Genomic DNA, 23,813 nt, shown 5'->3' with positions numbered 1-23,813 from the left:
ACAGTTAGGTGCCGGCCGTTCGGGAACACCTCACTCACCAACCGTGGACGAACTCAACGGTCTCGGTGAGGCCTCCACGATCGTGATAGGACTCGGCCAGCTGTGCGGCCCGGGCGCGATACGCGTCGGCGGATTCCCCCGCTGTGAGCCGGCGTATAACGCGGGCCAGGCGCTGCGGCGTCAGGTCACGCGTGCTGAGGGCCTCCGGCCCCAGGCCGAGCGCGGCCACGCGGCGCGCGAAGTAGGGCTGATCGAGGGTGTAGGGGATGATGCCCTGCGGCACGCCCGCCGCTAGGGCCGCCTGGGTGGTGCCGGCTCCGCCGTGGTGGACCGCGGCGGCCATGCGGGGCAGCAGCCAGTCGAAGGGGGTGTCCCGTATGAGGTGTACGTGTGGACCGAAGTCGCGGTCCCATTCCTGGAAACCCGCGGCCGGGTGCAGGACTGCGCGTACCTTGGCGCGCCGCGCCGCCTCCGCCTGTATGGCGACCGCGCCGACGGGATCGCGCAAGGGGACCGAGCCGAAGCCGATGTACACCGGCGGCGCGCCGGCGTCCAGGAAGCGTTGCAGGCGGGCGGGAGGCTCCCACTGCGGCGACGCCGCCGCCAAATGTCCGGTACAGGCAACGGTTTCCGGCCAGTCGGGGGCCTGTGGGACCAGAAGTGATGAGCAGGCCAGAATGACGTGTTCCGACGTGGACGGCGCGCAGGTGGCGGAGGAGGCCGTGTTCAGGCGGTGCATCGCCCGGGCGATAGGGCGTCCCATGGAAACCGAGCCCCGGCGCACCAGGGTCGATGCCCACAGGTTGAGTGCGGAGCGGTCGGGCCGCACGGCACCGACCAGGCACTGCCCGTAGGCGGTGGGCAGGGTGGGCGCCAGCATGAGTTCGAAGGTCTTGCAGCCGCGCTGCGCCGCCAGGAGTCGGCTTGCGGCCAGCCCGAGCACGCCGGTCACGATCCGGTCCCCCGGCCGGACGACGTCAAGGAGGGTGCGTGCGATCGGTTCGGCGGATCGGGCCATCCACCGGCGTATGAGCAGCGCTCCGGCCGTCTGGCTGCCCGCCACCAGGCGTCCCAGCGGCGCCGGCCGTATTGGTCCGATGGTGTGGGCGCCCAGGCCACGGAAGGGTACATCCGCCTCGGTGGCGGTGTCCGCGTACTCCTCCAGTCCCACCACGAGCACGTCGTCGCCCCGCTCCTTCAGGGCGGCGGCGAGTGTCAGCTGAGGCCGCAGATCCCCCATGGATCCGATGGCGATATGCACGAATCTCATTGGTCGCACCCGCTCGGGGCGTTCACGGCGTTCTCCGCCGTGGCGCCGTCGATCATGCCGTGCAGAAGCACGACCGCATCATCCGCCCGTAGTTGTCCCGCGGCGACGGCGTAAACGCAGCCGATTAGGCTCATGTAGAAGTTTCCGGCGCACAGGACCACCCGGGAATGCTCGTCCGGTAGGCCTAGCAGCTCCGCCCAGCGGGAGGTGATGAGCGCCAGGACACGTCCCAGGCGCTCCTCATTGCCGGGGTCCGAGCCAATTGCGATGAGGGCGCGTAGATAGTCGCGCGATAGCTCCGTCCCCTCGGCGGTCAGGCCGGGGGTGGCGACGACGAAAGCGCGCAGCGCCGCGCGAGGATCCTGTTCAGCGGCGAGCGCGCTCAGCGCCGCCTCGGTCGCCACCTCCTCCATGCAGGTAACGAACAACTGATCCTTAGTCCCCACTGAGACGACGGTGCCCGCGGAGACTCGTGCGGCGGCGGCGATCTGCCGCACCGAGGTGTCGGCATACCCCTGTTTGAGGAACAGACGCCGCGCATGGCGGCGGACTGCGGCTTCAGTGGCGATACGTCGTTGCATCCCTCGGATCCTCCAACCCACTTCTGAACACGTTCACTTCTGAACACGTTCAGAATATGTGAATATCCCGCGCCTGGCAAGGGTCGGGGGTTCGGCCGAGTGACGCCGACCCCATCGACTCGCAACGGAAATCGCGCTCTACGAGTGGACGGCGAGGTCGGGACTTCAGGCGTGCGCCGACCGCGGCCGGGTCTGGCAGCGGGGGCAAAACACGTGACTGCGGCCCCCGATCGTCTCGGCGCGCAGGAGCGCGCCGCAGCGTCGGCACTCCTGTCCGGCCCGCCCGTAGACCGCCAGGGAGCGGGCGAAGAAGCCGGCGGCGCCGTCGGCGTCCACGTACAGGGCGTCGAAGCTGGTGCCGCCCGCGGCCAGGGCCCGCTCCATGACCTCCCCGGTGGCATCCAGCAGGCGGGCGGTCACCCGCGGTCCCAGCGCACTGCCGCGGCGCAGGCCGTGGACGCGGGCGGCCCACAGCCCCTCGTCGGCGTAGATGTTGCCGACGCCGGAGACGATGCCCTGGTCCAGGAGCAGGGTCTTGACCGCCCGGTTGGAGTGGCGCATTTTGGCAATGACGGCGGGACGGTCCAGGTGCGGGTCGAGCAGGTCGCGGGCGATGTGCGTGACGTCGGCCGGTATCAGTGGCGCGAGGCTGCCGGCGCCCCCGGGGGCGCCGTCGGCGGTGGGCACCATGTCGGTCACCCGCAGGCCGCCGAACATGCGCTGGTCCACCAGGTCCAGGACCGCGCCTCCGGGCGCGTCACCGGCGATGGGACTCAGGTGCAGGCGCACGCGCAGGTGCCGTGGGCGGGCGTCGGGGTCCTCCGCCGGGAGCGGGGCGCGCGTGGCGGTCAGGTCCACGCGGGGCGCGTCGGGGTCGCCCAGAAAGGCGTGGGCGTCGTCGCCGGACTCACGCGCGGCGAGCGCGCCGGGGGTGCCGTGCACCAGCAGCTGCCCACTCATGCCCAGGTGGGCAACCAGGGCGGCCCCGTCGTCGAGCGGCAGCCACAAGAACTTGCCGCGGCGCACCGCGGCGGTGAAGGTGCGGCCGGTCAGCCGCTGCACGAAGGCGTCCGCGCCGCCCTCCTGCCGACGCAGCGGCCGCGGATCGAAGATCTCCACACGCTCCACCATGCGGCCGGTCAGGTGGCGGGCCAGGCCGGCGCGGACGGTCTCGACCTCGGGCAGTTCCGGCAAGGTTTCAGGCCCTCGTCGCGGCGTCGGCGGAACCGGTCGCCGCGGAGTCCGCGGTGTCCCCGGCGGCCTCCGCTCCGGGGACACCGGCGGCGGCGCCGAGGTCGGCGCGCAGGGCGTCGTTGACCCCGGGCAGGCTCAGTCCGCCGTCGCCGCGCTCGGCCAGGATGGCGGCGTAGGCGGCCTCGGCCGCGGCGTGCTCGGCGATCTTCTTGGAGGAGCCGGAGCCCTCCCCGTACACGCGGCCGTCCACGTGGGCGCGCGCGGAGAACACGCGCTGGTGGTCGGGGCCCGTGCTCTCCACCTCGTAGCTGGGGTTGCCCAGGCCGTGCACGGCGGTCAGCTCCTGCAGGCTGGTCTTCCAGTCCAGGCCCGCCCCGCGCATGGAGGCGTCGTTGAGGAACCGGGACACCAGGCGCTCCACCACCACGCGCACCGGTTCCAGGCCCGTGGTCAGGTAGGTGGCGCCGATGAGGGCCTCAACGGTGTCAGACAGGATGGAGTCCTTGTCGCGGCCGCCGTACAGCGACTCGCCGCGACCGAGTTTGATGAATTCGCCCAGCCCCAAGTCGCGGGCGACGGCGGCCAGGGCCGGCTCGGAGACGGTGGCGGCACGCATCTTGGCCAGCTGCCCCTCGGGCAGATCCGGGTGGGTGCGGTACAGGTTCTCGGTGACGATGATGCCGAGCACCGAGTCCCCCAGGAACTCCAGGCGCTCATTGGTGGGCAGGCCGCCGTGCTCGTGCGCCCAGGAGCGGTGGGTCAGCGCCAGATCGAGCAGGTCGGCGTCGATGCGTTCGCCCCAGCGGAAGACGAGCGTGTCCACGTCCTCACGCGCCGCGGATACGGCACGCTTCTGCTTGTGCTTGCGCCGCGAGCTCATCAGCGCTGCGCCTCCTCGTCGTCGACGGCGGATCCGGCGGCCTCGGAGTCGGCCGCATCGGTGTCCGCGCCGTCGGGCAGCAGGCTCGCCAGAGCGGACCAGCGCGGGTCGAGCTGCTCGTGGTGGTGGTCGGCGGGCAGATCATCCAGGCGCTCGCCGCACTGCGGGCACAGCCCCGCGCAGTCCTCGCGGCACAGCGGCTGGAATGGCAGGGCGAGCACGAGGGCGTCGCGCAGGGCGGGCTCGAGGTCGAGGGTGGACTCGCCGAGGATGAACAGTTCGTCGGCCTCTTCATCGCCCTCGGCGGCCTGGGCGCGGGCGGCCTCGGGGGTGAAGTAGAGCTCGTCGAAGGAGATGGTGGTGTCATCCTCGAGGTCGCGCAGGCAGCGCACGCACTGGCCGGTCAGGTGGACGTCGGCGTGTCCGCGCACCAGGACGCCGTTGTCCAGACTGGTCAGCTCGGCGTCCAGCACCAGCGGGCTGCCCTCGCGGGCGCCGATCATTTCGGCGCCGAGGTCGGCGGGGGCGGGGGTCTCCAGATGGATGTTCTTGATCGACCCGACCTGCTGGGGCAGGTCGATGATGTCGACGACGAGTCCGGCCGTGGGAGCCATGGCATTCCTCCTGGATGGTCTGAAGTCGCAGAGCCGCGCACCCGAAGCGGCGCAGCGCAGGCGAATCTACTCGCGGGCGGGCACTTCAACCTAGCGGCGGCCCCGGCGACCGGCCCACCGGCCGCTATGAGAAGGGCCCACCACCCACTCATGGGGAGCGTACGGAGCTCAACCGTCGGCCCTACCGGCCGCCCTTGGACCAGTTGCGCGTGGCGGCCGGGTCCACGGACCAGCCGGCGAAGTGGCGGTTGGCCTCCTGCTGCTCCCGCTCCGCGGCCGCGGCATCGTTGGCAGCGGTCTCCAGACGGGCGGCCAGCGCGTCGCGGCCGGCCTGCACCTGCTCGGCGAGCTTGTCGATCTCGGCCTGCAGGGCGGCCAGGGAGCGGTCGGAGTAGTCGTCGGCCCCGTGGCGCAGCCGGGCGGCGCGCTCCTCGGCGGTGGAGATGATGGCGTCGGCGCGATCGTTGGCCATGCGCACGATGTTCTCCCCGGCGACGAGCCGCTCGGCCTCCTCCTGCGCATGGTTGAGGATGCGCTGAGACTCCTCCCGGCCCTGAGCGAGGACGGCGTCGGCGTCGGCGACGATCTCCTCGGCCCGGTGCACGGCGGTGGGGACCGCCTCGCGGGCGCGGTCGATCAGGTCGAGGGCCTCCTGACGGCCCACGATCGCGGAGGAGCTCATGGGCAGGGAACGGGCGGTGGAGACGAGTTCGTCCAGCTCATCGAGGATGCGTAGCAGGTCGTCTCCAGCGTCGGCGCGGGTGGTCACGGGTTCGTCCTTCGGTTCTGCGGGTAAGGGGTTGCGGTGCTGGGGTCGGCCGCCGGCGCGGTGGTCGCCGCGGGGGCCGGGGCGCTCGCCGTGCCGGGTGCCGGGGTGGCGAAGACGCGGGCGAGCGCGGCCGCGACGCTCGCGGGCACGAGCGCGGAGACGTCCCCGCCGTGGCGGGCGACGTCCTTGACCAGCGAGGAGGATACGTGTGCGTGCGTGGGGGCGGCGGCCAGGAAGAAGGTCTCGGGGGCGCCCAACTCCCGGTTGAGCAGCGCCATGGGGACCTCGGCGTCAAAGTCGGTGCCGTTGCGCAGGCCCTTGACGATGGCGTCGGCGCCCCGCTGAGCGCAGAAGTCGGCGAGCAGACCGGGGACGACGGCGACCTCCGCCCCCGGGATGTGCGCCAGTGCGGCGCGGGCCAGCGCGACCCGCTCGTCAATGGTGAACAGGCGGGAAGAGTCCTTGGCGGCGTTGTGGGCGACGCCGAGGATGACGCGGTCGAACAGGGTGGCGGCGCGGCGCACGACGTCGACGTGCCCGAGGGTAATCGGGTCGAAGGTTCCGGGGTATACGGCGAGCGTCACGCTGTGAGGCTAGCGGAACGACCCCGGCGGGTGGGGACGCGCGCCGCGGCCGGGACGCCGACACGAGCGCGCCGCCGACAGCCGGAGACCGCAGCCGAAGCGTCGGCAGCCGGGACGCCGCAGCGCTCGGCCGGCGACCGGGAACCGACATCAGGCGGGCTGCACGCCCAGCCAGGCCTCCACGACGACCGGCCGGGGTGCGGCGGCGGCCTCCGGGCGCACGTCCGGGCCGCAGGAGCGCGTGCCGATGCCGTGGTGCAGGGCGTCCAGGTGCAGCCACAGGCGGGTGTCCGGGCGCAGTTCCTCCACGTGCTCGGCGGCGGTGAGATTCTCCAGGCTCCATGGGCTCAGTGAGAAGGCCGCCGGGACCGCGGGCGGGATCACGACGCTCAGACGGCCGGCGTCGCCGTCGAGGTGCAGCCGGCGCAGGCCGGGGCGGGTACCGCCCTCCTGGGGCCGGACTGGCTGCTGCCACAGCGCGGGCACGTCGCCGGTGAAGACGCCGTGACGCATGGCCCCGGACAGGTCCGCGTAGGCGGGGGCGGGGCCGGTGCCGGCCCAGACCGCACGGGTCAGCCCCGTGGGCAGTCCCAGCCGTACGCCCAGCCGGGGCAGGACGGCGGGCAGGTCCCCGGTGGGGATGATTTCGGTGCGCAGCCGCAGCCCGCCGGCTTCGGCGGTCAGCGTGGTGGTGGTCTCCAGCGCCCAGGCCATCTCCGGCGCGCCGCAATGGGTGCGCACCACGACGGCATCACCCGTGACGGCGGTGGCCACATGGCGCTCGCTCATCAGGTGCAGGCGGGCCTCGCGCCAGCGGTCGGCCGCGGAGGGGCCGGGACGTCCGGCGCCCGCACCGAGGTTGGCGCGGCTCGGGGGCACGTGCCAGTAGTCGATGGGCCCGTGCCCCTCGTCGTTGTCGGTGGGGGCACGCCAGATCGTGGTCAGCGGGCCGACGACGCGGATCCCGCCCAGGTCGACGAGCCGGCCCCGCTCGTACAGCCGGGCGGGACCCAGTTGGATGCCGCCGCGCACGCGCACCGGCGCCCCGCCATGAGTGGCCGTTTCCCGGCCCGCGGCGCTCGCGGCCTCGGCGTGGCCGCCCGCAGGCGCATTCCCGAGTGCCGGCCCGGTCGGAGTGGGCATAACCCATGGGGCCGCAGCCGCCACCTCCCGGGTGGACATGACCCGGCGCCCGGAGGCGTCGGCGCAGGCGACCTGGGGCAGCAGCGGGGCGCCGTCGGCCGGGTTGATCTGGCGGGGGCCGGCGTCGGCCAGTCCGAGGATGAGCGGGTCCAGCACGGCGGTGAGCACGTGGACGGCGCGGCCGGCGGCGCGGGCGCGGGCGACGGCGTCGGCCAGTCCGGGCACGTCGAGCAGGCTCTCCTCCCCCGCGGCGAGCTCGGGCAGCGGGTACTCACCGGAGTCGGCGGCACCCAGGCGCGTGATCCCGGGCGAGGTAGCGGCGCCAGCGGCTGCGGCGGGGTCGGTCCCGGCGGTGGCCGTATCGCCGTCGGCGGTGGAGGCTTCCAGAGTCACCTGCCAGGCGAGCGTGAGTCCGGCGGTGGTGCGCGTGTGGAAGCGGTTGCGCACCCGCACCGTGCCGTCGCCCCGGCCGGGGCTCGCGGCGTCGCCGACCCAGGTGGCCAGGACCGGGGCGACCGCGTTGGCCCAGGCGGTGGTGCCGGCGCTGGGGGTGGTGTCGGCGGAGACGAGCCCGTCGCACACGAAGTTGCCGTCGTGAACGCTCTCGCCGAAGTCGCCGCCGTAGCGCAGGGCGCCGGCCGCCTCGGGGCGGGGGTCGACCAGGGCATGGTCGCGCCACTCCCAGACGAATCCGCCCAGGTGGCGGGGATTGGGCTCGACCTGCGCGGTGTAGTCCTCGATGCCGCCGGGGCCGGTGCCCATGGCGTGCAGGTACTCGCACATGATGAACGGCAGGGTGCGCACATGCGCGTTCTGGGCGGGGGTGAGCCGGGCGGCGGCGTGCCCGGCCACCGCCACCGGCGTGCTGACGGGAGCGGCGGCGGCAGCGCCGTCGACGGCGGTGGCTTCCGCGCCGCGCCCGACGACGGCCTCGACCTCCTCCAGGGTCGGGTACATGCGTGAGTGGACGTCGGTGTAGGCGCCGGCGAAGTCGGCCTCATAGTGGATCAGGCGGCCGGGGTCGCGGTGCTTGATCCACTGGCTCATGGCGGCCAGGTTGCGGCCGGTGCCGGACTCGTTGCCCAGGGACCAGAAGAGGATCGCCGGGTGGTTCTTGTCGCGCTCGACCATGCGGCGGGCACGATCCACCAGGGCGTCGCGCCAGGCGGGGTCCTCGGTGGGGTTGCCCCGCCAGCCGTGGGCCTCGAAGCCGTGGGTCTCCAGGTCGCACTCGTCCATGACCCACAGGCCGATCTCGTCGGCCAGGTCCAACAGGCGCGGGTGGGGTGGGTAGTGGGAGGTGCGGATGGCATTGACGTTGTGGGCCTTCATGGCGGCCAGGTCGGCGCGGGCCCAGTCCGCGTCGAATACGCGGCCGCGGTGGGCGTTGACCTCGTGACGGTTGACGCCGGCGATGATCAGGCGGGTGCCGTTGACGCGCACCTGACCGTCGACGACCTCCAGGCGGCGGAAGCCGGTGCGCAGGCGCACGGTCTCCTCCCTGGCGGTGACCACGAGTTCGTACAAGCGCGGCACCTCGGCACTCCAGGGCTCGACCGCGGGCACAGCCAGGCGGGCCGTGCCGGGGCCGGCCAGCTCGGCGCTCAGGCCCAGTTCGGGCAGTTCGACCCGCACCGGGAAGGCGGCGGCCGGTGCGTCCAGGTCGACCTCGAGGGCGCCCGCGCCGGTGGCGGGGTCGTAGTCGGTGCGGACGAACACGTCGCCGATCCGGCCGGCGGGCCGCTGCAGCAGGGTGATGTCACGGAAGATACCGGGCAGCCACCACTGGTCCTGGTCCTCCACGTAGGTGCCGGGCGACCACTGGGACACGCGCACGGCCACGGTGTTCTCCCCCATTCGCAGCAGGCCAGTCACGTCCAACTCGGAGGGCAGGCGCGAGCCCTGGGTGGTGCCGATCCAGGTGCCGTTGACCCACACGGAGGCGAAGGACTCCACCCCGTCCAGGCGCAGCACCTGGCGGGCGCCGGCCTGGTCCAGCGGCCAGTCGGTCGGGAGGGTGAAGGTGCGCACGTGGTCCGCGGTGGGGTTCTCGTCGGGCACGTACGGCGGGTCTACGGGGATCGGGTACTGGACGTTGGTGTACCAGGGCAGGCCGCGCCGGCCGTCGCCGGTGAGCACCCAGTGGGCGGGCAGGTCGATCTCGCCCCAGGGGCCGAGGGAGGCGTCGGCGGTGTCGAAGACCGGGGCAATGGGTTCGCCGCACTCATCCAACCCTTCGGGGTGCGCCTGCGGATACAGGCGGAAGGCCCAGGTGCCGTTCAGGCTCAGGCTGGGGGCGCTGGTGTTTTCGGGGGCGACCCAGGCGCGCGGTGGCAGGTGGCGCCCACGGCCGGGTCCGGGCGCGGTGGGGAGCAGCCACTCGTAGGAGGGTTCGCGCGTACTGCTTGACTGCCGACTCTGCGCGGGGTTGGGGCCGGGCAGTGGGCCGCGAGGCGCTCCATCCGGCCGTGAGTCCGACACAGCATCTGATTGCGCTCCTGACGCCCCGGCAGTGGTCGCTGACGTATTCGGCATGTGTGTGTCCCTCCCGACCTCGGCTGGCGGCCGCGGTGCCGCGCCGCCGGTCACTCGTTGCTCCCTGGCGTAGCGCCAAGCCTACTGGCAGCGTCATGCAGTGGCGTAGCTGCCCGCCGCCCCTCATCGAGGCGGGCACCAGTAACGCTTCGAGGTCGGTCGTCACCATTCAGACAGGGCCGATTCGACGCATGTCCGGAATCGGCACAAACGCCGGAGTCGGCGCTCCGGCCCGACAGCACAACCGCGTGATTCCAACGACTGTCGGGACTTGTCTTGGCACGGCAGGTCTGTTGGTGCTGATTCTGGATGCGGAGTCCCGCAACCTCAACCACATCAGATCGACGGAGTACCGATGGCCGCCAAGCCGGCTTCTACGCACTAACGCACGGACTGGAATCAGAAGAGTACCTGCCACTGCTGGAGGCAACATGCCACGACGTCCTTCAGGCCACCTACCGGCCGCCAACGAGGTCCAGTGCGGCCGGGGCACCCACCACTCACCTGAGGCCGCCCAGCAGTCCAGTTCCTCGGCCCAGGAGTGGAAGACCGTGTTCGCCAGCCAAATTTCAGCGGAGAAGTGTCCATCGGTGACCACTTTGACCTTCACCCGCGTATTGTCCGAATCGACGTTGGCGTAGTTGCAAGGGTTTGAGGAAGTTTCTTCTAGGTACTAACCACTCCTTTCCGCCAAAGTGGTCACCGATGGACATTCCTCGCCCCTGTAGGCTCGTCCCATGACCAGGATCGTGGCCGGGAGCGCCGGCGGGCGCCGGATCGACGTGCCCGCGGCCGGCACCCGCCCCACCTCCGAGCGGGTGCGCGAAGCCCTGTTCGGCCGGCTCGAGCACTACGGCGTCATCGCCGACGCGCGCGTGCTGGACCTGTGCGCGGGCTCGGGCGCACTCGGTCTGGAGGCGGCCAGCCGCGGCGCCACCGACGTGACCCTGGTGGACGCCTCCCGCCGCGCCACCCGCGTGTGCGATGCCAACATTCGCGCCCTCGGTCTGCGCGGGGTGCGCAGCGCCACCGCGAAGGTGGAAGCCTTCCTGGCCGGGCCGGCGGGTGCGCCCGTGGACCTGGTCATGCTCGATCCGCCCTACGACGTCGACGAGACCACCCTGGCGGCCATGCTGGCCCCGCTCCCCCGCCGCCAAGACCCGTGGCTGGCGCCGGGCGCGGTGGTCGTGGTCGAGCGCTCCTCGCGCTCCCCCGAGCCGTCCTGGCCCGCGGGCCTGCGCCGGTTCTCCATGCGCAAGTACGGGGAGACCACGCTCTGGTTCGCCGAGCCCGACGACGGCGCGCCCTCCAACGACGGCGCTGCGGCCGACGCAGAACCCGCCGCGCACTGAATCGGCCCTCCCGAGCCGTGGGCCTGGCGGATCCGGCCCGCCCGACCCGCATCGGTGCGCGCCCGACGCGTCATGACCGCTCCAGGTAGGCGCCGGCCTCCTCATCCAGACGGTCGGCGATGGCGGCGGCCAGGTCCCGGTGCTCGGCCAGGGTCGGGTCGGCGGCAATGACCGTCTCCGCCTGCTTCCGCGCCCGGGCGATGAGCGCGCCGTCACGGCTCACGCGCAGCAGATCCAGGTCGCTGCGCCGACCCGACTGGGCGGCGCCGAGCACATTGCCCTCGCTGCGCAGTTCCAGGTCGGCCTCCGCCAGTTTAAAGCCGTCGCTGATATCCCCGAAGGCCTTGAGCCGGTGGTAGGCGGGCGACCCGACCTCCACGCCGGTCACCGCCACGCACACCGACTCCCGCTCACCGCGCCCGACGCGTCCGCGCAGCTGATGCAGCTGGGACAGGCCGAAGCGGTCGGCGTCCAGGATCACCATCATGGAAGCGGACGGCACGTCCACGCCCACCTCCACCACGGTGGTGCACACCAGCACGGGGGTGCGCCCGGAGATGAAGTCCACCATGGCGGCGTCCTTCTCCGCGGCGCTCATCCGGCCGGTCAGGGTGCCGACCCCCACGCCCGCGAGCGCCGGCTCGGCGGCCAGCTGCTGCGCCCAGTCGACGACGGCGGCCGGCGGCCGGGTCGGGGCCGCCTCCTGGGGCAGTTCCCCGCCCTCGTCGAGGAGCGCGCCCGGCAGCTCCGGCTCCTCCTGATCGGCTCCGGCGGCGTCATCGGCGTCAATGCGCGGGCATACCACGTACACGCGTCCGCCGGCGGCCACCTCCTCGGCGGCGCGCTTCCAGATGCGCTCCACCCAGGGCTCGCGCGCCCAGGGCACCAGGCTGGTGGCGACCGGGCGGCGACCGCCGGGCAGCTCGTCGAGCACGGCCGTGTCCAGGTCCCCGAAGATGGTCATGGCGATGGTGCGCGGGATGGGGGTGGCGGTCATGACCAGCAGGTGTGGGGTGCGCTGGGCGCCGGTGGCCGGGTCGGTGACGCCACCGCGCTCGCGCAGGGCGTCGCGCTGGGCGACGCCGAAGCGGTGTTGCTCGTCCACCACGACCAGCCCGAGGAAGGGGATCTGCACGGTCTGGGACAGCAGGGCGTGGGTGCCCACCACGATGGTCGGCTCCCCGGCGGCCAGGTCGGCCAGCAGTTGGCGGCGCTGCGCGGGCGGGGTGGAGCCAGTCAGCAGCCGCACGCGGGTGGCGCGCTGGGCGCCGTCGAGCATGCCCGCGTGCGCGAGCGGACCCAGCAGGGCCTCTAGTGAGGCGCGGTGCTGGGCCGCCAGGATCTCGGTGGGCGCGAGCAGGGCGGCCTGTCCACCGGCATCGACCACCTGCAGCATGGCGCGCAGGGCGACCAGGGTCTTGCCGGAACCGACGTCGCCTTGGAGCAGCAGCTGCATGGGGACGGTGGAGTTCAGCGCGTCGGCGATCTGGCCGCCCACGCGCACCTGCCCGGCGGTGAGGGGGTACGGCAGGGCGGCGTCCAGGTCCGCCAGGAGGGACTCCTTGCCGGGGATGGGCCAGGCGACGGCGGTGTGCTCGGCGGCGTGCTGGACACGCCGCTGCACCAGGGCGGCCTGCAGCACGAAGGCCTCCTCGTGACGCAGGCGACGGCGGGCCTCACGCCACTGGGTGGCGTCCTCGGGGGTGTGTACCCACCGGTAGGCGGTGTAGGCATCCACCAGGCGCTCGGTGGTGCGCACCGGCTCTGGCAGCGGCTCGGGGACGTCCGCGGGGCCGATCTGGTCCAGGATGGTGCGCACGGCTCGCCCCACCAGCCAGGAGGGCAGGGACTCGGTGCCCGGGTAGATGGGCATGGGGCGGGCCAGGAGCGCCTCGCGCTCGGCGTCGTCGAGTTCGTCGAGCACCTGGAAGCGGGTGCTGGCCAGCTGCAGGCGGCCGTGGCGCAGCCCGACCTTGCCGTACAGCAGCACGGTGGTGCCGGGGGCGAGCTGTTCGGCGTGGTGGTGCATCTGGCCGGGATTGCCGAACATCACCAGGCCCATGGTGGTCGCCCCGTCGGTGACGGTCGCCTCCATCAGGGCCGGTGGCCGGCCGGAGCGGGTACGGCGGGCGGCGGCGCGCACCACCTGCGCCTGGATGGTGGCCTGCTCACCATCCTTGAGGGTGCGCAGGTCGGTCAGGTCCCCCCAGGTGTCGTAGCGACGCGGGAACAGGCGCAGCAGCCCGCGCGGGGTGGTGATGCCCTGCTTGGCGAGCTGGGTGGCGGTCGTCTTGCCGATCAGCCGGTCCAGGGGCCGGTCGAGTAGGGGCACGGCTCCGCGCGGGCGGCGGGCGCTACTGGGGGTGGTCATGGGGGCTCACCCGATGGCGAGCAGGACGTCGGGGGTCGGCTGGGCGCCCGCGTGAATGACGACCTCGATGGCGTCGGGGCTATCGAGTTGCTGCTCGGCGTAGCGGGCGACGGTGGCGGCCGCGACGGCGCCGACGTCGGGCAGGGCGTCGCGGCCGAGGATGACGGTGACGAGTTCGTCGTCGGGGCGCAGCGCGGCGGTCAGGGCGGCGGCGACGGCGTCGGTTTCGGCGTCCGGGCCGGTCAGGGCGGTGGTGCGCACGGCCGCGGCGACACTGCCCGCCCGGGTGGCCAGCTCGCCGAGTTCGGCGTGCTCGCCCTGCCCGGCCACGGCGACGGCGGCCGCCAGGACGCCGGCCTCGTCATCGGTGTCGCATACGAGCAGGCGTACCCCCTCGGGGATGGTGCGCGCGGCCTCGCCGGTCCCGGCGCCGCGCACGGAGGAGACGGCGGAACGGGCGGCGAGGAAGCGGGCCGCCGCGTGGGCGCTGGCGGCGGCCTGCGGGTCACAGGGCAGGACGACGGCCTGGGCGGCGCCGAGGTCGCCGGCGGCGCGGACGATGCCGTCGCGTTCGGGGTCCAGCACCACGACGGCGCCGGTGCGGGCGAACTGCTCGATCAGGCCGGGAGCGCGGGTGCAGGCGATGACGCCGACGCGGCGGGGGGCGGAGTTCGCGGCGGCGTGCGAACCGTTGCCGGCGGCCGCAGGGGCGGCCTGCGAGTCGTGCTGGGCGCGGCGGGCGGCGAGGCGCTCAAAGGAGACGACGCGGCCGTCGGCGGGGGCGGAGGTGGGCAGCGGCGGCTCGTCGGCCTCCCATGCGGGAGCGAGCGCGAGCGCCGTCGGGTGCAGATGGTGGATGCATACCTGGCGGGCGCGGCCGCTGCGGGGCAGGGCGGCGCGCGGGGTGTCGGTGTGGACGTGGACCTGGAACATGCCCACGCCGAGCGCGTCGGGGGTGCCGACCACACCCACGGAGTCGCCGATCGCCTCCAGATCGCGGCGCAGGGCGGCGGCCTGGGCGGCGGTGGCCTCCAGCAGGTACATGACCTCGAACTCACCGGTGGAGAAGGGGCCGGCGTTCTCGCGCGCGCCGGCGCCGTGGGTGGCGGCGGCGACCAGATCGTCGAGCATCTGCCGCGCGACGTCCGTGCAGGGCAGGGTGGACGGCATCGACGTGGCGGTCGCGCTCGGGGAGGCGGGCAGTGCCCCCGGGGCGGCGTCTGCATGACCAGCGTCGATGGTGTCGGACAGGCTGGTGTACATGAGCATGAGGGCGGCCCCGCCGGCGTCGACGGCGCCATGGCCCAGCCCCGCGGTCTCCACCACGGACTCCTGGGCGCCGAAGGCGGCGGAGGCGGCGACGGTGGAGACACTCGGCGGTGCGGAGGCGGTGGATTCCTCGAAGGCGGTGCGCGCGCCGGTGGCGGCGTCCTGGGCGACGGTGAGCAGGGTGCCCGCAACCGGCCGGGAGACGGCAGCCCAGGTGGTGGTGGCGATCCGCTCATAGGCGTGGACCAGTTCGACCGGCCGCAGCGCCGTGGGGTCGGGAGCCTCGGCGCACACGTCCGCCAGGGCGGCCAACACCTGGGAGATGAGCAGTCCGGAGTTGCCGCGGGCGCCGCGGACGGCCCCGTCGGCGGCGGCACGGGCGGTCTGGGCGAGGTCCGCGCCGGGAGGGAGGAGAGCCAGGGCGTCGCAGGCGGAGCGGACGGTAAGCAGGACGTTGGTGCCGGTGTCGGCGTCGGGGACCGGGAAGACGTTGAGGAAGTTGACCAGCTCGCGGGTGGACTCGGAGACCGCCCGGGCCGCATTCAGCCAGGCGTGCAGCAGCGGGGCGGTGATGACGGGGACGCCGGGGGCGTCTGTGCGATCTGCCACGCCGCTCCCTTCCTGTGCTCGTTGCCTGTGCTCACGCGATGCCGAATCGCGTCGGCGGGCCGCCCGCCGGGGCTGGCGCACCGGCGACTGCGAACTTAACCTCAGACTAGTGGTTTACGGGGTTTTGTGCTGCCGCGGACGGTGCGGCGTGTGCGCGAGCCCATACCCGCTCCACTTGGGGTGGCGGGCCGTTTCCGATAAGGTGCTGGGGTTGCCCGCGACCCGTGTCGCCGGGCGGTAGACCCGGCGCCGGGCAAAAGGCCCGCGCGCTTACACCAAGAAGATTCAGGAGTGGAACCGTGGCTGCTGTGTGCGACGTCTGCGGCAAGGGCCCCGTCTTCGGCAAGAGCGTCTCGCACTCCCATGTGCGGACCAGCCGCCGGTGGAACCCGAACATTCAGCGTGTACGTGCTCTCGTGAACGGCACCCCCAAGCGCCTCAACGTGTGCACGTCCTGCCTCAAGGCCGGCAAGGTGACGCGCAACATCTGAGCGCGTTCGTTTGCCGTCGGCGTGACCCACGACCCTTAGTTGAGGGCGCTGGCGGTTGAGGGCCGCCCCCTAGGGGGCGGCCCTCAGACTATCTATCCGCAGCATGCAGCGCAGCAAGTCACCACTGCGGACGAAGCTCAGGGTGAATATGTCGCCGCATTGCGGCCTCCCGACTCGACAACAGCCTCCTGCTCGCAGACGCCTCCGGAACGACGTTTTCAGCGCCGTGGAATAGCCCCGGAGTCAAGTGGAGCTCTGTCGACACACCGGCCGCACACAGACGCGCCGCCAGGACCAGATTCTCATCGCGGAACAGGTCAAGTTCGCCTACATCCATGTAAACCGGAGGCAGTCCCCGAAGCTCTTCGACAGAAGCGGTGCCCGGAGCAGAGTAGATCGTCGGCGGCTGCCCCGCCAAGTACCAGCGCCAGCCCTCGATGTTGTTGTCTCGGTTCCAGGTGCCGCACCCAGAGCGAACAAGCTGGTACGCCGACGGAGTATCCGACCATGGATCGACCATCGGGTATATTGCCTGAACGAAGCACAAAGCCGGACCTCCTTCATCACGAGCACGCAGCGCGGCACCGAGGGCGATTCCTCCGCCGGCACTGCCGCCATACAAAGCGATCCTTGATCGGTCTGCGCCCAAGTCCTCGCAACTCGCCGCCCAACGCAGCGCGACCATAACGTCATCCAGCCCCGCGGGGAACGGATGCTCGGGCGCAAGCCGGTAGTCGACCGAGACACAGACCGCGTCCTGGATGGCCGCGATTCTCGCGAAGACGTGGTGCTCGGAGTCCAGGGTGCCCGCCCACATTCCACCACCGTGTATACACAGCACACACGGACGCATATGCTCTCCGGTTCGCGGCGTATACACGCGCACACGCACCTGCCGATCCGTACCTTCCACAGGAACGAATACCTCATGCCAATTGACATACCTGGCCACCCAGTCTGGCTCCGGAACGGGCGACCGCTCCTGAATCGCACGCCTGGATGCCGCGTCGAGGTCGAGGTAGTTATCAGGCATGCCCTCTTCAAAGGCCGTCAGCGCATCGGCATAGTCAGGATTGAGCCGTTCATCAAACCAGGCTTCGGCAGTGACGGAACGACGCCAGGTGCTCACGCGCTCCTCCTGCTGCGCTCGACAATGAAGCGGACGACTTCGGCGATGGCGAACTCACGATCCGTCACGTTCGCCCATCCGTGGTCGGCGGTCGGTCTGATCGTCAATTGAGCCTGCCGCCCGTATACCGACTCGTACCGGCGGACATACTCCACGGGAATGAAATCTCGCCCGCCATGAAGTATCCGCACTGGCCCGGCGTAGCCCCGGGCGGCACCGAAGGGGTCGATGCGGTTGGCGGAATCTATGATTGCAGACCCCAACCGGCATCCGTAGAAGTCGAGGTAACCCTGCTCATCGATGACGCTGAGCGGCTTGCCCTGGAGGTACCCGGAACGGATCTCGTCGGCGAATGAGCAGGCTGTCGACAGCAGGCTTATGCTCGCTATCGCGGAAGGGTTCCGCGCCGCGACAATAGTCGTCACAACGGCGCCCAGGCTTACCCCAACGAGGTGGACGTCATCGGCATCTACATCCTCGCGGTTACGCACACCTGCGAGGACGCGCTCGACATCATCGACGTCGCGCTCGACAGTGTCGTCGAAGAACGAGCCATCGGACTCACCCTGACCAGTCCGGTCGACGGCGAACGCAGCAACTCCAGAAGAGGCTAAGGCGCGCCCCAGCGAGACGAAAATCCCCGACTCAAGCCGATTCGAGCCGAATCCGTGCGACAACAGGACCGCCGGAATCCCTTTTGCATCGAGCGCTACGCAGTCCGGGCGGTAGAGGGTCCCTCGCAAGACTCCCCGCGCCCCCGTAAACTCCACGGACTCCAACACCACGTCTCGAGCCACTTCTTGTTCGCTTCCAGCAGCGAACGAAACGTTGTCATGCATGAGCCACCTCGGAGACCTCATCCCGTTCGACGTCGAAGGCCGTCGAACTCGTCCGGTGGAAACCCAGGTACCCGATAACGAGACCCGTAGCGGCAACAGCCCCGAGCACACCGTACAGGCCGCGGGGGTTGACCCCGAGGAGAGAGGGCGTGAAAACGGCCAACAATGCCGCGGCAACACGGGAGACGGCGTAGACCGTGCCCTGAGCCGTAGATCGCAGGAGCACCGGGAAGGACTCCTGTGTCCACACCTTCATCATCGTCTCATAGCAGAATGCGCCCGCGATCGTAACAACAACGAGCGCGAGGATGACGGTGAACGGAGTGAAGCCGAACACGGCGGGAATGAGGTAGGAGAGCACCACACCAATGGCACCGACGACGTAGTAGGGCATTCTTCTGGGTGTGTCCGCGACCTTCATGAACCACAGACCTCCGATGAGAGCAGCCGGTAGCGCCAGCATTGAGATCGCCGAGTACGAACTCACGGTCATCCCGGCCACGTTTACGGCCGTGTAGGTGCCGAACTGGCCGGAAACGAGCACCGCCACGGTGGTGAGCGTGTAGTACGCCAGAAGCGTCCACAGGGGCCTGGCATAGGCACCGGTGAGCAGATCACCGATATTACGACGAGTCGCGCGTACTGTCGCCGTCCCCTGCTCCACTTCAGCGCGAGCCTCCTGCCAGGACCGTGACTCCGGAACTGTCAACCGCAGCAGGAACCCTACTACGCCCGAGGCACATGCGACCATGAAGATCAGACGCCCTCCGGCGACCCCCATTCCGCCGAAGCCGATTCCGCACAGCATGGCCGTGGTGATGCCCGCAGTGCCCATGAGGTTGGAGAAGATGACGAGCTTGGCACGGTTCGAGTCGTCGGCGGACTCCGAAATCGTGGCAAGCGAGACTGGAATATCCGCCCCGGTTCCGACGCCGAAGAGAACGAAGGCTACGAGCAGCACGGGGAAACTAGTGAAGGCCGCCGAGAGCCCGGTCCCGATGACGATGAGCACCATCGTCACGAGGAAGACGCGGCGCCGGCCGTATCGGTCACCCAGGCGCCCGCCGCTTAGGGCGCCCACAGCCAGAGAAATCGTCGACAGAGAGGTGAGCACACCCACGTGCTCGGGACTGAGGGCGCCCGACGTCTGATAGAGGACGAGCGCCGTACCGAAACCAACGATGGCAACCTGGTCAACAAAGGTTGCCATACCGGCAGCGAAGGCGACCCACCACGGACTGCTGGCATGACCACGCCAAGTACTCATGAATTCTCGCTTCCTTGCGATAGAGGCCCGCGGGCCAGAAGTAGCTAACTGCTGTTAGCAGCCTCTACGTTAGACTGGCGAACGAGGCATGTCAACACCTGTTGGCACGAAGATCAGGCGCAGGATCGGGGCATAACGTGGCGAAACCGGCAGCATCAGCGGAGACCGCTGGATCCCCCCGTGCATCAACACACCCGAAGTCGAACGACGCATCGCGCCAAACAGAGCCGAAAGCGACACACCCGGCGCGTGTCACCCAGGCGCAGGTTGCCGCCCGTGCCGGGGTCTCGCGAACCGTTGCGTCGTTCGTCCTCAACGGACGCACAGATCAGCGCGTTGCCGCACGGACTGCGCAACGCGTGAAACAGGCCGCTGAGGAACTCGGCTATCGTCCCAACAAGATTGCCGACATCCTGCGCACAGGCGAGTCCGGCACCATCGCGCTCGTCTCCGACCTGGTCACAACAACGGCCGCCGCACACGCGATGGTGCGCGGCGTGCTTGAGGGAGCCCGATCACACGGAATGCTGCTATTCACCGCGGAGACTCTGGGTGAGCCCGAGCTCGAGGAGCAGCTCATTACCAACCTCCTAGACCGTCGTGCCGATGGCATCGTCTATGCCACGATGTTCAGTCGTGAGGTGTCACTTCCTCCTTCTCTCACCGGTGAGCGCGTTGTGTTACTCAACTGCAAGGATCCATCCAGGACAACCACGAGCATCCTTCCCGACGACCACGCCGCGGGAGCCGACGCGGGAAGACTGATCCTCAAGGCGGGCAGCGAAGGGCACGTAGTCTTCCTCGGACGTCTCCCCGGCAACGCCTCGGCGACCGCAAACTGGCCGAACACCCGTCCGCTCGCACTTCAACGTCGCCTATCCGGACTGCAAGGGGTGCTCGCCGCAAAGGGAAGTCTCCATGCGCCCGAGCTCGACGCACCGCTCTGGGATGCTCCCACCGGCCGGACCACAATGGCGCGCCTGCTACGTCAGGATGGTCCGCCCACCGCCGTAGTGTGCGCTAACGATGCGCTCGCGCTAGGCGTTTATCAGGCCCTGGCGGCACTCGGCCTGCGAGTTCCCGAGGATGTCGCGATCGTCTCCTTCGACGGTACGCAGATGGGCCAGTGGTTCATTCCGCCTCTCACCTCTTTCGCCCTTCCGCACGAGCAGATGGGACGCACGGCTATTGACACCCTGCTGGGCGAGGATTCGCTGGAAGCCGGCGAACTGCTGGTCCCGATGCCGCTGATTGCAGGCGGCTCGATCCAGGTCCGGGAGCCAATCACTCTTTGAAGTGGTCCCAGCCGAGACGCTCGGGTACGCGCCCGCCGATCAGTACGGCCGCCGACTCGCCCACGCGCCGGGCGCGCACGGCTCCGATCACCCGGGCGCCCTCCGGCAGCCGTTCGACCGCCGACGGCGGCAGCGTGGCCAGCAGGCCGTGGTCCTCTCCCCCGGTCAACACCCAGGCCCGCGCCAGGTCACGCGCGGCCACGGCGTCGGGGCGAAGCAAGCCGGCGACCGGCGCCAACGCGGCGAGGTCATGCGTCAGCCCGGCCTCCGGGTCGCCGTCCGGGTCGGCGATCTCGACGACGACGCCGCTGGCCCGGGCGATCCGGTCCGCGTCGCGCAGCAGCCCGTCGGAGACGTCCATCATGGCGGTGGCTCCGGCGTCGGCGAGCGCGGGTCCAGCCGCCAGGGGAGGCTCCGGCGCCCGGTAGATGCGCAGGCATTGCGCGGCGGCCGCGGCACCGTCGTCGTTGATCGTCACACCGTCTCCGCCCGCGTCGCCCCGCGCACCGGCGTGGGCGCCAGCGACGGCGTCATCCCACCCGTCCGAGCGGCCATCCAGACCGGCCTGCAGCAGTGCGAGCCCGGCCGCCGAGCGTCCCAGCGTGCCGCAGTGGACGACGATGTCGCCGGGACGCGCGCCCGAGCGCCGCACCGGGCGGCGGCCATCCAGGTCGCCGTGGACGGTGACGGCGATGACCACCCGATCCCCGACACTCAGATCACCGCCGACCACGCCCGCGTCCGTGCCCGCACATGCGTCGGCGAAGCCGCGAGCCAGGTCCTGCACCCAGGCGACCGAGGTGGTGCGCGGCAGCACCAGGCTGACCACCAGCGCCGTCGGGCGCGCCCCCATGGCGGCGATGTCGGCGAGGTTCTGGGCGGCGGCGCGGGCCCCGACGTCGCGGGCGGTGGACCAGTCGGTGCGGAAGTGCTCGCCCTGGACGAGCACGTCGGTACTCACGCAGTAACGCCCGTCCGGGGCGGCGACCACGGCGCTGTCGTCCCCACTGGGCACCAGCACGCGGGCCGCCTGCGGCAGCAGCGGGGTGAAGGCGGCCAGCAGCGCCTCCTCCCCCAGGTCGGCGACGGTGGTTGCGGCACCACTGCCGGCAACGGAGTCGACGGCGGCAGCACCATCGGAATCGACGGTTTCGGCGCCGCGGCCGGCCGGGGGCGTCCCGACGTCGTCGGCCTCAGCGGTTGACATCTCTGGGGCGCTCGAGCGCCAGCTCGATCAGCTCGGTGACCAGGTCGCGGTAGGCCAGCCCGGATACCTGCCACATGTAGGGGTACATGGAGAAGGGCGTGAAGCCGGGCATGGTGTTGACCTCGTTGACGATCGCCTCGCCGTCCGGGGTGAGGAAGAAGTCGACGCGGGTCAGGCCCTCCCCGCCGATGGCGATGAAGGCCTCCGCGGCCCGGCGCATGAGCAGTTCGCGTTCGGCCGGGGCGATGTGGGCGGGGCAGACCATGGCGACGGCGTCGTGGGCCAGGTACTTGGTCTCGTAGTCGTAGAACTCGCCGGCGCCGTTTGCGGCGTCCATGACGATCTCGCCGGGCTCGGCCACGCGCGGGGCGGCGTCGCCGTGTCCGGCGAGCACCGCCACCTCGATCTCGCGGCCGACGACGCCGGACTCGACCAGCACCTTCGGATCCACCTCGCGGGCAGCCTCAATGGCCGCGTCCAGGTCGGAAAGATCCTCGACCCGGCTGATGCCCAGGGAGGAGCCGGCGCGGGCGGGCTTGACGAACAGGGGGCGGGCCAGGTCGGCGCACTGGGCGAGGATGGCGGCCTTGTCACGGCGCCAACGGTGCGGCTCGACGAGCACATGCGGGGCGGTGGGAATGCCGGCGGCCTGCAGCAGCACCTTGGTGACCTGCTTGTCCATGCCGGCGGCGGAGGCGAGCACGCCGCAGCCTACGTAGGGCAGGCCCAGCATCTCCAGCATCCCTTGGATGGTGCCGTCCTCGCCGTAGGGCCCGTGCAGCAGCGGCAGGACGACGTCGACGGTGCCGAGAACCTCGGGGCCGGCGGGGGTGATCGCGGTCAGATTCCCGCCCCCCAGCCGCATGGCCAGTTCGCCGCGACCGAGCCCGTCGGTGGTGATTTCCACCGGGGGACGGGCGTCGTCCAGGCGCAGGGCGTCGGGATCGTCGTCCACCAGCACCCACTGGCCCTGACGGGTGATGCCGATGGGCACGACGTCATAGCGGTCCCGGTCAATGGCGTCCAGCACGCCGGCGGCGGTGGCACAGGAAATGGTGTGCTCGCCGCTGCGGCCCCCGAAGACGACAGCGACCCTGGGCTTGTGCGGCCGCGTGGCGGCCGGGGTCTGCGTTGAGGCGGCCGGGGCCGACGAGGTGAAGAGGCTGGAATCCGTGCTTGCGCCGGTGCTTACTGCGTTTGAGGCATGAGGGGCCGACATGGTGGCAACGCTACCGCTACCCGGGCGGATCGAGTATCAAGTCACCGCTCGGCGTCGGGCGCGCCGTCGGCCAGTACCGAAATATCTGTTCCTATGCACCACCAGCCCCTCCCCCGTATGATTGACGTCACACGCGTGGTTCACTCAAGGTCAGGAGCCGTCATGACACGCCCAAGCCCACTCCCCCGCACACTCGTCCCCGCCCTGGCCCTGCTGCTGACCGGCACACTCACACTGGGCGCCTGCGGCTCGGGCTCCGGCGGCGGCGCCGCATCCGAGGAGGCGTCTGCGCCGGCCACATCCGCCGAGTCTGCCGACAGCACTGCCTCCGCCGCGTCCACCGATGACGCCTCGGCACCGGAGCCCTCCGGTGCCTCGCAGGCACCCACCAGCACCGGCTCGCTCACCCAGCAGGAGACCAACCCGTCCGGAGCGCCCGCCTGGGGCACCGGCGCCGACGGCCAGGCGGCGTCCGACGGCTCGGCACTGGTCATCTCCGACGTGCGTATCGGCTCCCACGACGATGAGGACTACTCCCGCTTCGTGGTCGAGTTCTCCGGTGAAGGCACGCCGGGCTGGTCGGTACAGTGGACCGATCAGGCTCACACCCAGGGCAAGGGCGACCCCATCACCGTGAAGGGCGACTTCACCCTGGTAGTCATCGGCACCGGCGTGACCATGCCGATCAGCGAGGAGCAGCAGGCCGTGGCCTACACCGAGCCGGTACGCTTCGACTTCGACGCCGTCGGGCGCGACGACGACGAGGGCATTGAGGAGGCCTACCTGGATCTCGCCTTCGAAGACCAGTTCCAGGTGGTGCTCGGCACCGACTCGCAGACCTACCGGATCTTCGCGCTCACCAACCCCACCCGTCTGGTGATCGACGTCGCCGACGATGACACCAACGACGACTGACGGCGGCTCCGTCGCGTCGCCGAGGTGCCGCAACAGCGAGGCCCGATCGGCCGGCTCGTGGTCGGCAATGAGGGCATATAGCACGAGCGTGTTCAGACGCCACTCCCCCGGTTCGCGGCGAACGACGGTTCGTATCTTCGCATCAGGGTTCGTATGTTCTGGTCAGCGATTCGCACCTTCTTGTGACGGTTCGTACGGTGGGGGTACTGTGCTGTCTCCACACTTCTGGGACGGTTGAGTCTCATGACTTCTGGGACGGTTGAGTCTCATGACTTCTGGG

19 protein-coding genes are annotated in these 23,813 nt (G+C 70.9%); 4 read left to right on the top strand and 15 right to left on the bottom strand.

What is annotated here, in order from left to right:
- Positions 1-34: 34 nt before the first annotated feature.
- The 8 genes from DRB06_RS00740 to DRB06_RS00705 all read right to left on the bottom strand — a co-directional run bounded on the left by DRB06_RS00740 (position 35) and on the right by DRB06_RS00705 (position 9,516).
- The gene (locus DRB06_RS00740) at positions 35-1,270 is read right to left on the bottom strand and encodes a glycosyltransferase (protein ID WP_146750761.1); all 1,236 of its coding nucleotides are present in this window, start codon (positions 1,268-1,270) and stop codon (positions 35-37) included.
- On the bottom strand, positions 1,267-1,851 hold the full coding sequence (locus tag DRB06_RS00735) for a TetR/AcrR family transcriptional regulator (protein WP_111818883.1): 585 nt from the start codon (positions 1,849-1,851) through the stop codon (positions 1,267-1,269). Before DRB06_RS00735 ends, DRB06_RS00740 begins: the two co-directional genes overlap by 4 nt.
- Positions 1,852-2,016: 165 nt before the next feature.
- Positions 2,017-3,045, bottom strand: a complete 1,029-nt coding sequence (mutM, locus tag DRB06_RS00730) for a bifunctional DNA-formamidopyrimidine glycosylase/DNA-(apurinic or apyrimidinic site) lyase (RefSeq protein ID WP_111818882.1) — start codon at positions 3,043-3,045, stop codon at positions 2,017-2,019.
- Between the two features lie 4 nt (positions 3,046-3,049).
- Positions 3,050-3,925 carry a ribonuclease III gene (gene rnc, locus DRB06_RS00725; RefSeq protein ID WP_111818881.1) on the bottom strand — a complete coding sequence of 292 codons (876 nt, stop codon included), beginning with the start codon at positions 3,923-3,925 and terminating at the stop codon, positions 3,050-3,052.
- Positions 3,925-4,539: a DUF177 domain-containing protein gene (locus DRB06_RS00720; RefSeq protein WP_111818880.1), complete on the bottom strand. Its 615-nt coding sequence runs from the start codon at positions 4,537-4,539 to the stop codon at positions 3,925-3,927. The genes rnc and DRB06_RS00720 overlap by 1 nt, the downstream gene beginning before the upstream one ends.
- A 181-nt stretch (positions 4,540-4,720) precedes the next feature.
- Positions 4,721-5,308, bottom strand: a complete 588-nt coding sequence (locus tag DRB06_RS00715; RefSeq protein ID WP_108966489.1) for an ATPase — start codon at positions 5,306-5,308, stop codon at positions 4,721-4,723.
- A complete protein-coding gene (coaD, locus tag DRB06_RS00710) occupies positions 5,305-5,892 on the bottom strand; it encodes a pantetheine-phosphate adenylyltransferase (RefSeq protein WP_108966487.1) in 588 nt (195 codons plus the stop codon). Before coaD ends, DRB06_RS00715 begins: the two co-directional genes overlap by 4 nt.
- 150 nt (positions 5,893-6,042) lie before the next feature.
- Positions 6,043-9,516 carry a glycoside hydrolase family 2 TIM barrel-domain containing protein gene (locus DRB06_RS00705; protein ID WP_181575144.1) on the bottom strand — a complete coding sequence of 1,158 codons (3,474 nt, stop codon included), beginning with the start codon at positions 9,514-9,516 and terminating at the stop codon, positions 6,043-6,045.
- A gap of 791 nt (positions 9,517-10,307) precedes the next feature.
- On the opposite strand from DRB06_RS00705, the gene rsmD reads away from it, so the two are divergent.
- Positions 10,308-10,922, top strand: coding sequence for a 16S rRNA (guanine(966)-N(2))-methyltransferase RsmD (gene rsmD / locus DRB06_RS00695; RefSeq protein WP_108966483.1), 615 nt, complete (start codon positions 10,308-10,310; stop codon positions 10,920-10,922).
- Positions 10,923-10,992: 70 nt separating this feature from the next.
- Here rsmD and DRB06_RS00690 read toward each other — a convergent pair whose 3' ends face one another.
- Positions 10,993-13,293, bottom strand: coding sequence for an ATP-dependent DNA helicase RecG (locus tag DRB06_RS00690; RefSeq protein ID WP_258522096.1), 2,301 nt, complete (start codon positions 13,291-13,293; stop codon positions 10,993-10,995).
- A gap of 6 nt (positions 13,294-13,299) precedes the next feature.
- Positions 13,300-15,171, bottom strand: a complete 1,872-nt coding sequence (locus DRB06_RS00685) for a DAK2 domain-containing protein (protein WP_108966481.1) — start codon at positions 15,169-15,171, stop codon at positions 13,300-13,302.
- A 299-nt stretch (positions 15,172-15,470) separates the two neighbouring features.
- Between DRB06_RS00685 and rpmB the strand changes: the two genes are divergently transcribed.
- Entirely contained in the window at positions 15,471-15,662 is a 192-nt protein-coding gene (rpmB, locus tag DRB06_RS00680; RefSeq protein WP_073327266.1) for a 50S ribosomal protein L28, read from the top strand.
- 118 nt (positions 15,663-15,780) lie between these two features.
- Here rpmB and DRB06_RS00675 read toward each other — a convergent pair whose 3' ends face one another.
- Genes DRB06_RS00675 through DRB06_RS00665 form a run of 3 tightly spaced genes read right to left on the bottom strand, consistent with a single transcriptional unit; the run spans position 15,781 to position 18,840 of the window.
- Positions 15,781-16,791, bottom strand: coding sequence for an alpha/beta hydrolase (locus DRB06_RS00675; RefSeq protein ID WP_108966479.1), 1,011 nt, complete (start codon positions 16,789-16,791; stop codon positions 15,781-15,783).
- Positions 16,788-17,630 (bottom strand): S9 family peptidase, encoded by an 843-nt coding sequence (locus tag DRB06_RS00670; protein ID WP_159097645.1) that lies wholly within the window; start codon positions 17,628-17,630, stop codon positions 16,788-16,790. The genes DRB06_RS00675 and DRB06_RS00670 overlap by 4 nt, the downstream gene beginning before the upstream one ends.
- Positions 17,623-18,840: an MFS transporter gene (locus tag DRB06_RS00665; RefSeq protein ID WP_111818899.1), complete on the bottom strand. Its 1,218-nt coding sequence runs from the start codon at positions 18,838-18,840 to the stop codon at positions 17,623-17,625. Before DRB06_RS00665 ends, DRB06_RS00670 begins: the two co-directional genes overlap by 8 nt.
- Positions 18,841-19,034: 194 nt before the next feature.
- Here DRB06_RS00665 and DRB06_RS00660 point away from each other — a divergent pair, with 194 nt between their 5' ends.
- Complete coding sequence (locus DRB06_RS00660) at positions 19,035-20,192, top strand: LacI family DNA-binding transcriptional regulator (protein WP_159097644.1); 1,158 nt, start codon at positions 19,035-19,037, stop codon at positions 20,190-20,192.
- Here DRB06_RS00660 and DRB06_RS00655 read toward each other — a convergent pair.
- Both DRB06_RS00655 and DRB06_RS00650 read right to left on the bottom strand, forming a co-directional pair.
- Positions 20,182-21,399 carry a thiamine-phosphate kinase gene (locus DRB06_RS00655; RefSeq protein WP_111818878.1) on the bottom strand — a complete coding sequence of 406 codons (1,218 nt, stop codon included), beginning with the start codon at positions 21,397-21,399 and terminating at the stop codon, positions 20,182-20,184. The genes DRB06_RS00660 and DRB06_RS00655 overlap by 11 nt on opposite strands.
- Positions 21,386-22,618, bottom strand: a complete 1,233-nt coding sequence (locus DRB06_RS00650) for a D-alanine--D-alanine ligase family protein (protein ID WP_111818877.1) — start codon at positions 22,616-22,618, stop codon at positions 21,386-21,388. The genes DRB06_RS00655 and DRB06_RS00650 overlap by 14 nt, the downstream gene beginning before the upstream one ends.
- A 162-nt stretch (positions 22,619-22,780) precedes the next feature.
- On the opposite strand from DRB06_RS00650, the gene DRB06_RS00645 reads away from it, so the two are divergent.
- On the top strand, positions 22,781-23,533 hold the full coding sequence (locus tag DRB06_RS00645; protein WP_111818876.1) for an AMIN domain-containing protein: 753 nt from the start codon (positions 22,781-22,783) through the stop codon (positions 23,531-23,533).
- Positions 23,534-23,813: the final 280 nt, after the last annotated feature.

Source organism: Actinomyces sp. Z5 (genome assembly GCF_003287795.1).
Taxonomy (GTDB): domain Bacteria; phylum Actinomycetota; class Actinomycetes; order Actinomycetales; family Actinomycetaceae; genus Actinomyces; species Actinomyces glycerinitolerans.
Note: the sequence above shows the minus strand (reverse complement) of the source record. Positions and strands in the feature narration are given on the sequence as shown.

What these genes read in the sequence shown, in the direction of transcription:
- DRB06_RS00740 (WP_146750761.1), bottom strand. Translation starts at nt 1,270, where the DNA reads ATGAGATTCGTGCATATCGCCATCGGATCCATGGGGGATCTGCGGCCT.
- DRB06_RS00735 (WP_111818883.1), bottom strand. Translation starts at nt 1,851, where the DNA reads ATGCAACGACGTATCGCCACTGAAGCCGCAGTCCGCCGCCATGCGCGG.
- rnc (WP_111818881.1), bottom strand. Translation starts at nt 3,925, where the DNA reads ATGAGCTCGCGGCGCAAGCACAAGCAGAAGCGTGCCGTATCCGCGGCG.
- DRB06_RS00720 (WP_111818880.1), bottom strand. Translation starts at nt 4,539, where the DNA reads ATGGCTCCCACGGCCGGACTCGTCGTCGACATCATCGACCTGCCCCAG.
- rsmD (WP_108966483.1), top strand. Translation starts at nt 10,308, where the DNA reads ATGACCAGGATCGTGGCCGGGAGCGCCGGCGGGCGCCGGATCGACGTG.
- DRB06_RS00690 (WP_258522096.1), bottom strand. Translation starts at nt 13,293, where the DNA reads ATGACCACCCCCAGTAGCGCCCGCCGCCCGCGCGGAGCCGTGCCCCTA.
- DRB06_RS00670 (WP_159097645.1), bottom strand. Translation starts at nt 17,630, where the DNA reads ATGCATGACAACGTTTCGTTCGCTGCTGGAAGCGAACAAGAAGTGGCT.
- DRB06_RS00665 (WP_111818899.1), bottom strand. Translation starts at nt 18,840, where the DNA reads ATGGCAACCTTTGTTGACCAGGTTGCCATCGTTGGTTTCGGTACGGCG.
- DRB06_RS00655 (WP_111818878.1), bottom strand. Translation starts at nt 21,399, where the DNA reads ATGTCAACCGCTGAGGCCGACGACGTCGGGACGCCCCCGGCCGGCCGC.
- DRB06_RS00650 (WP_111818877.1), bottom strand. Translation starts at nt 22,618, where the DNA reads ATGTCGGCCCCTCATGCCTCAAACGCAGTAAGCACCGGCGCAAGCACG.
- DRB06_RS00645 (WP_111818876.1), top strand. Translation starts at nt 22,781, where the DNA reads ATGACACGCCCAAGCCCACTCCCCCGCACACTCGTCCCCGCCCTGGCC.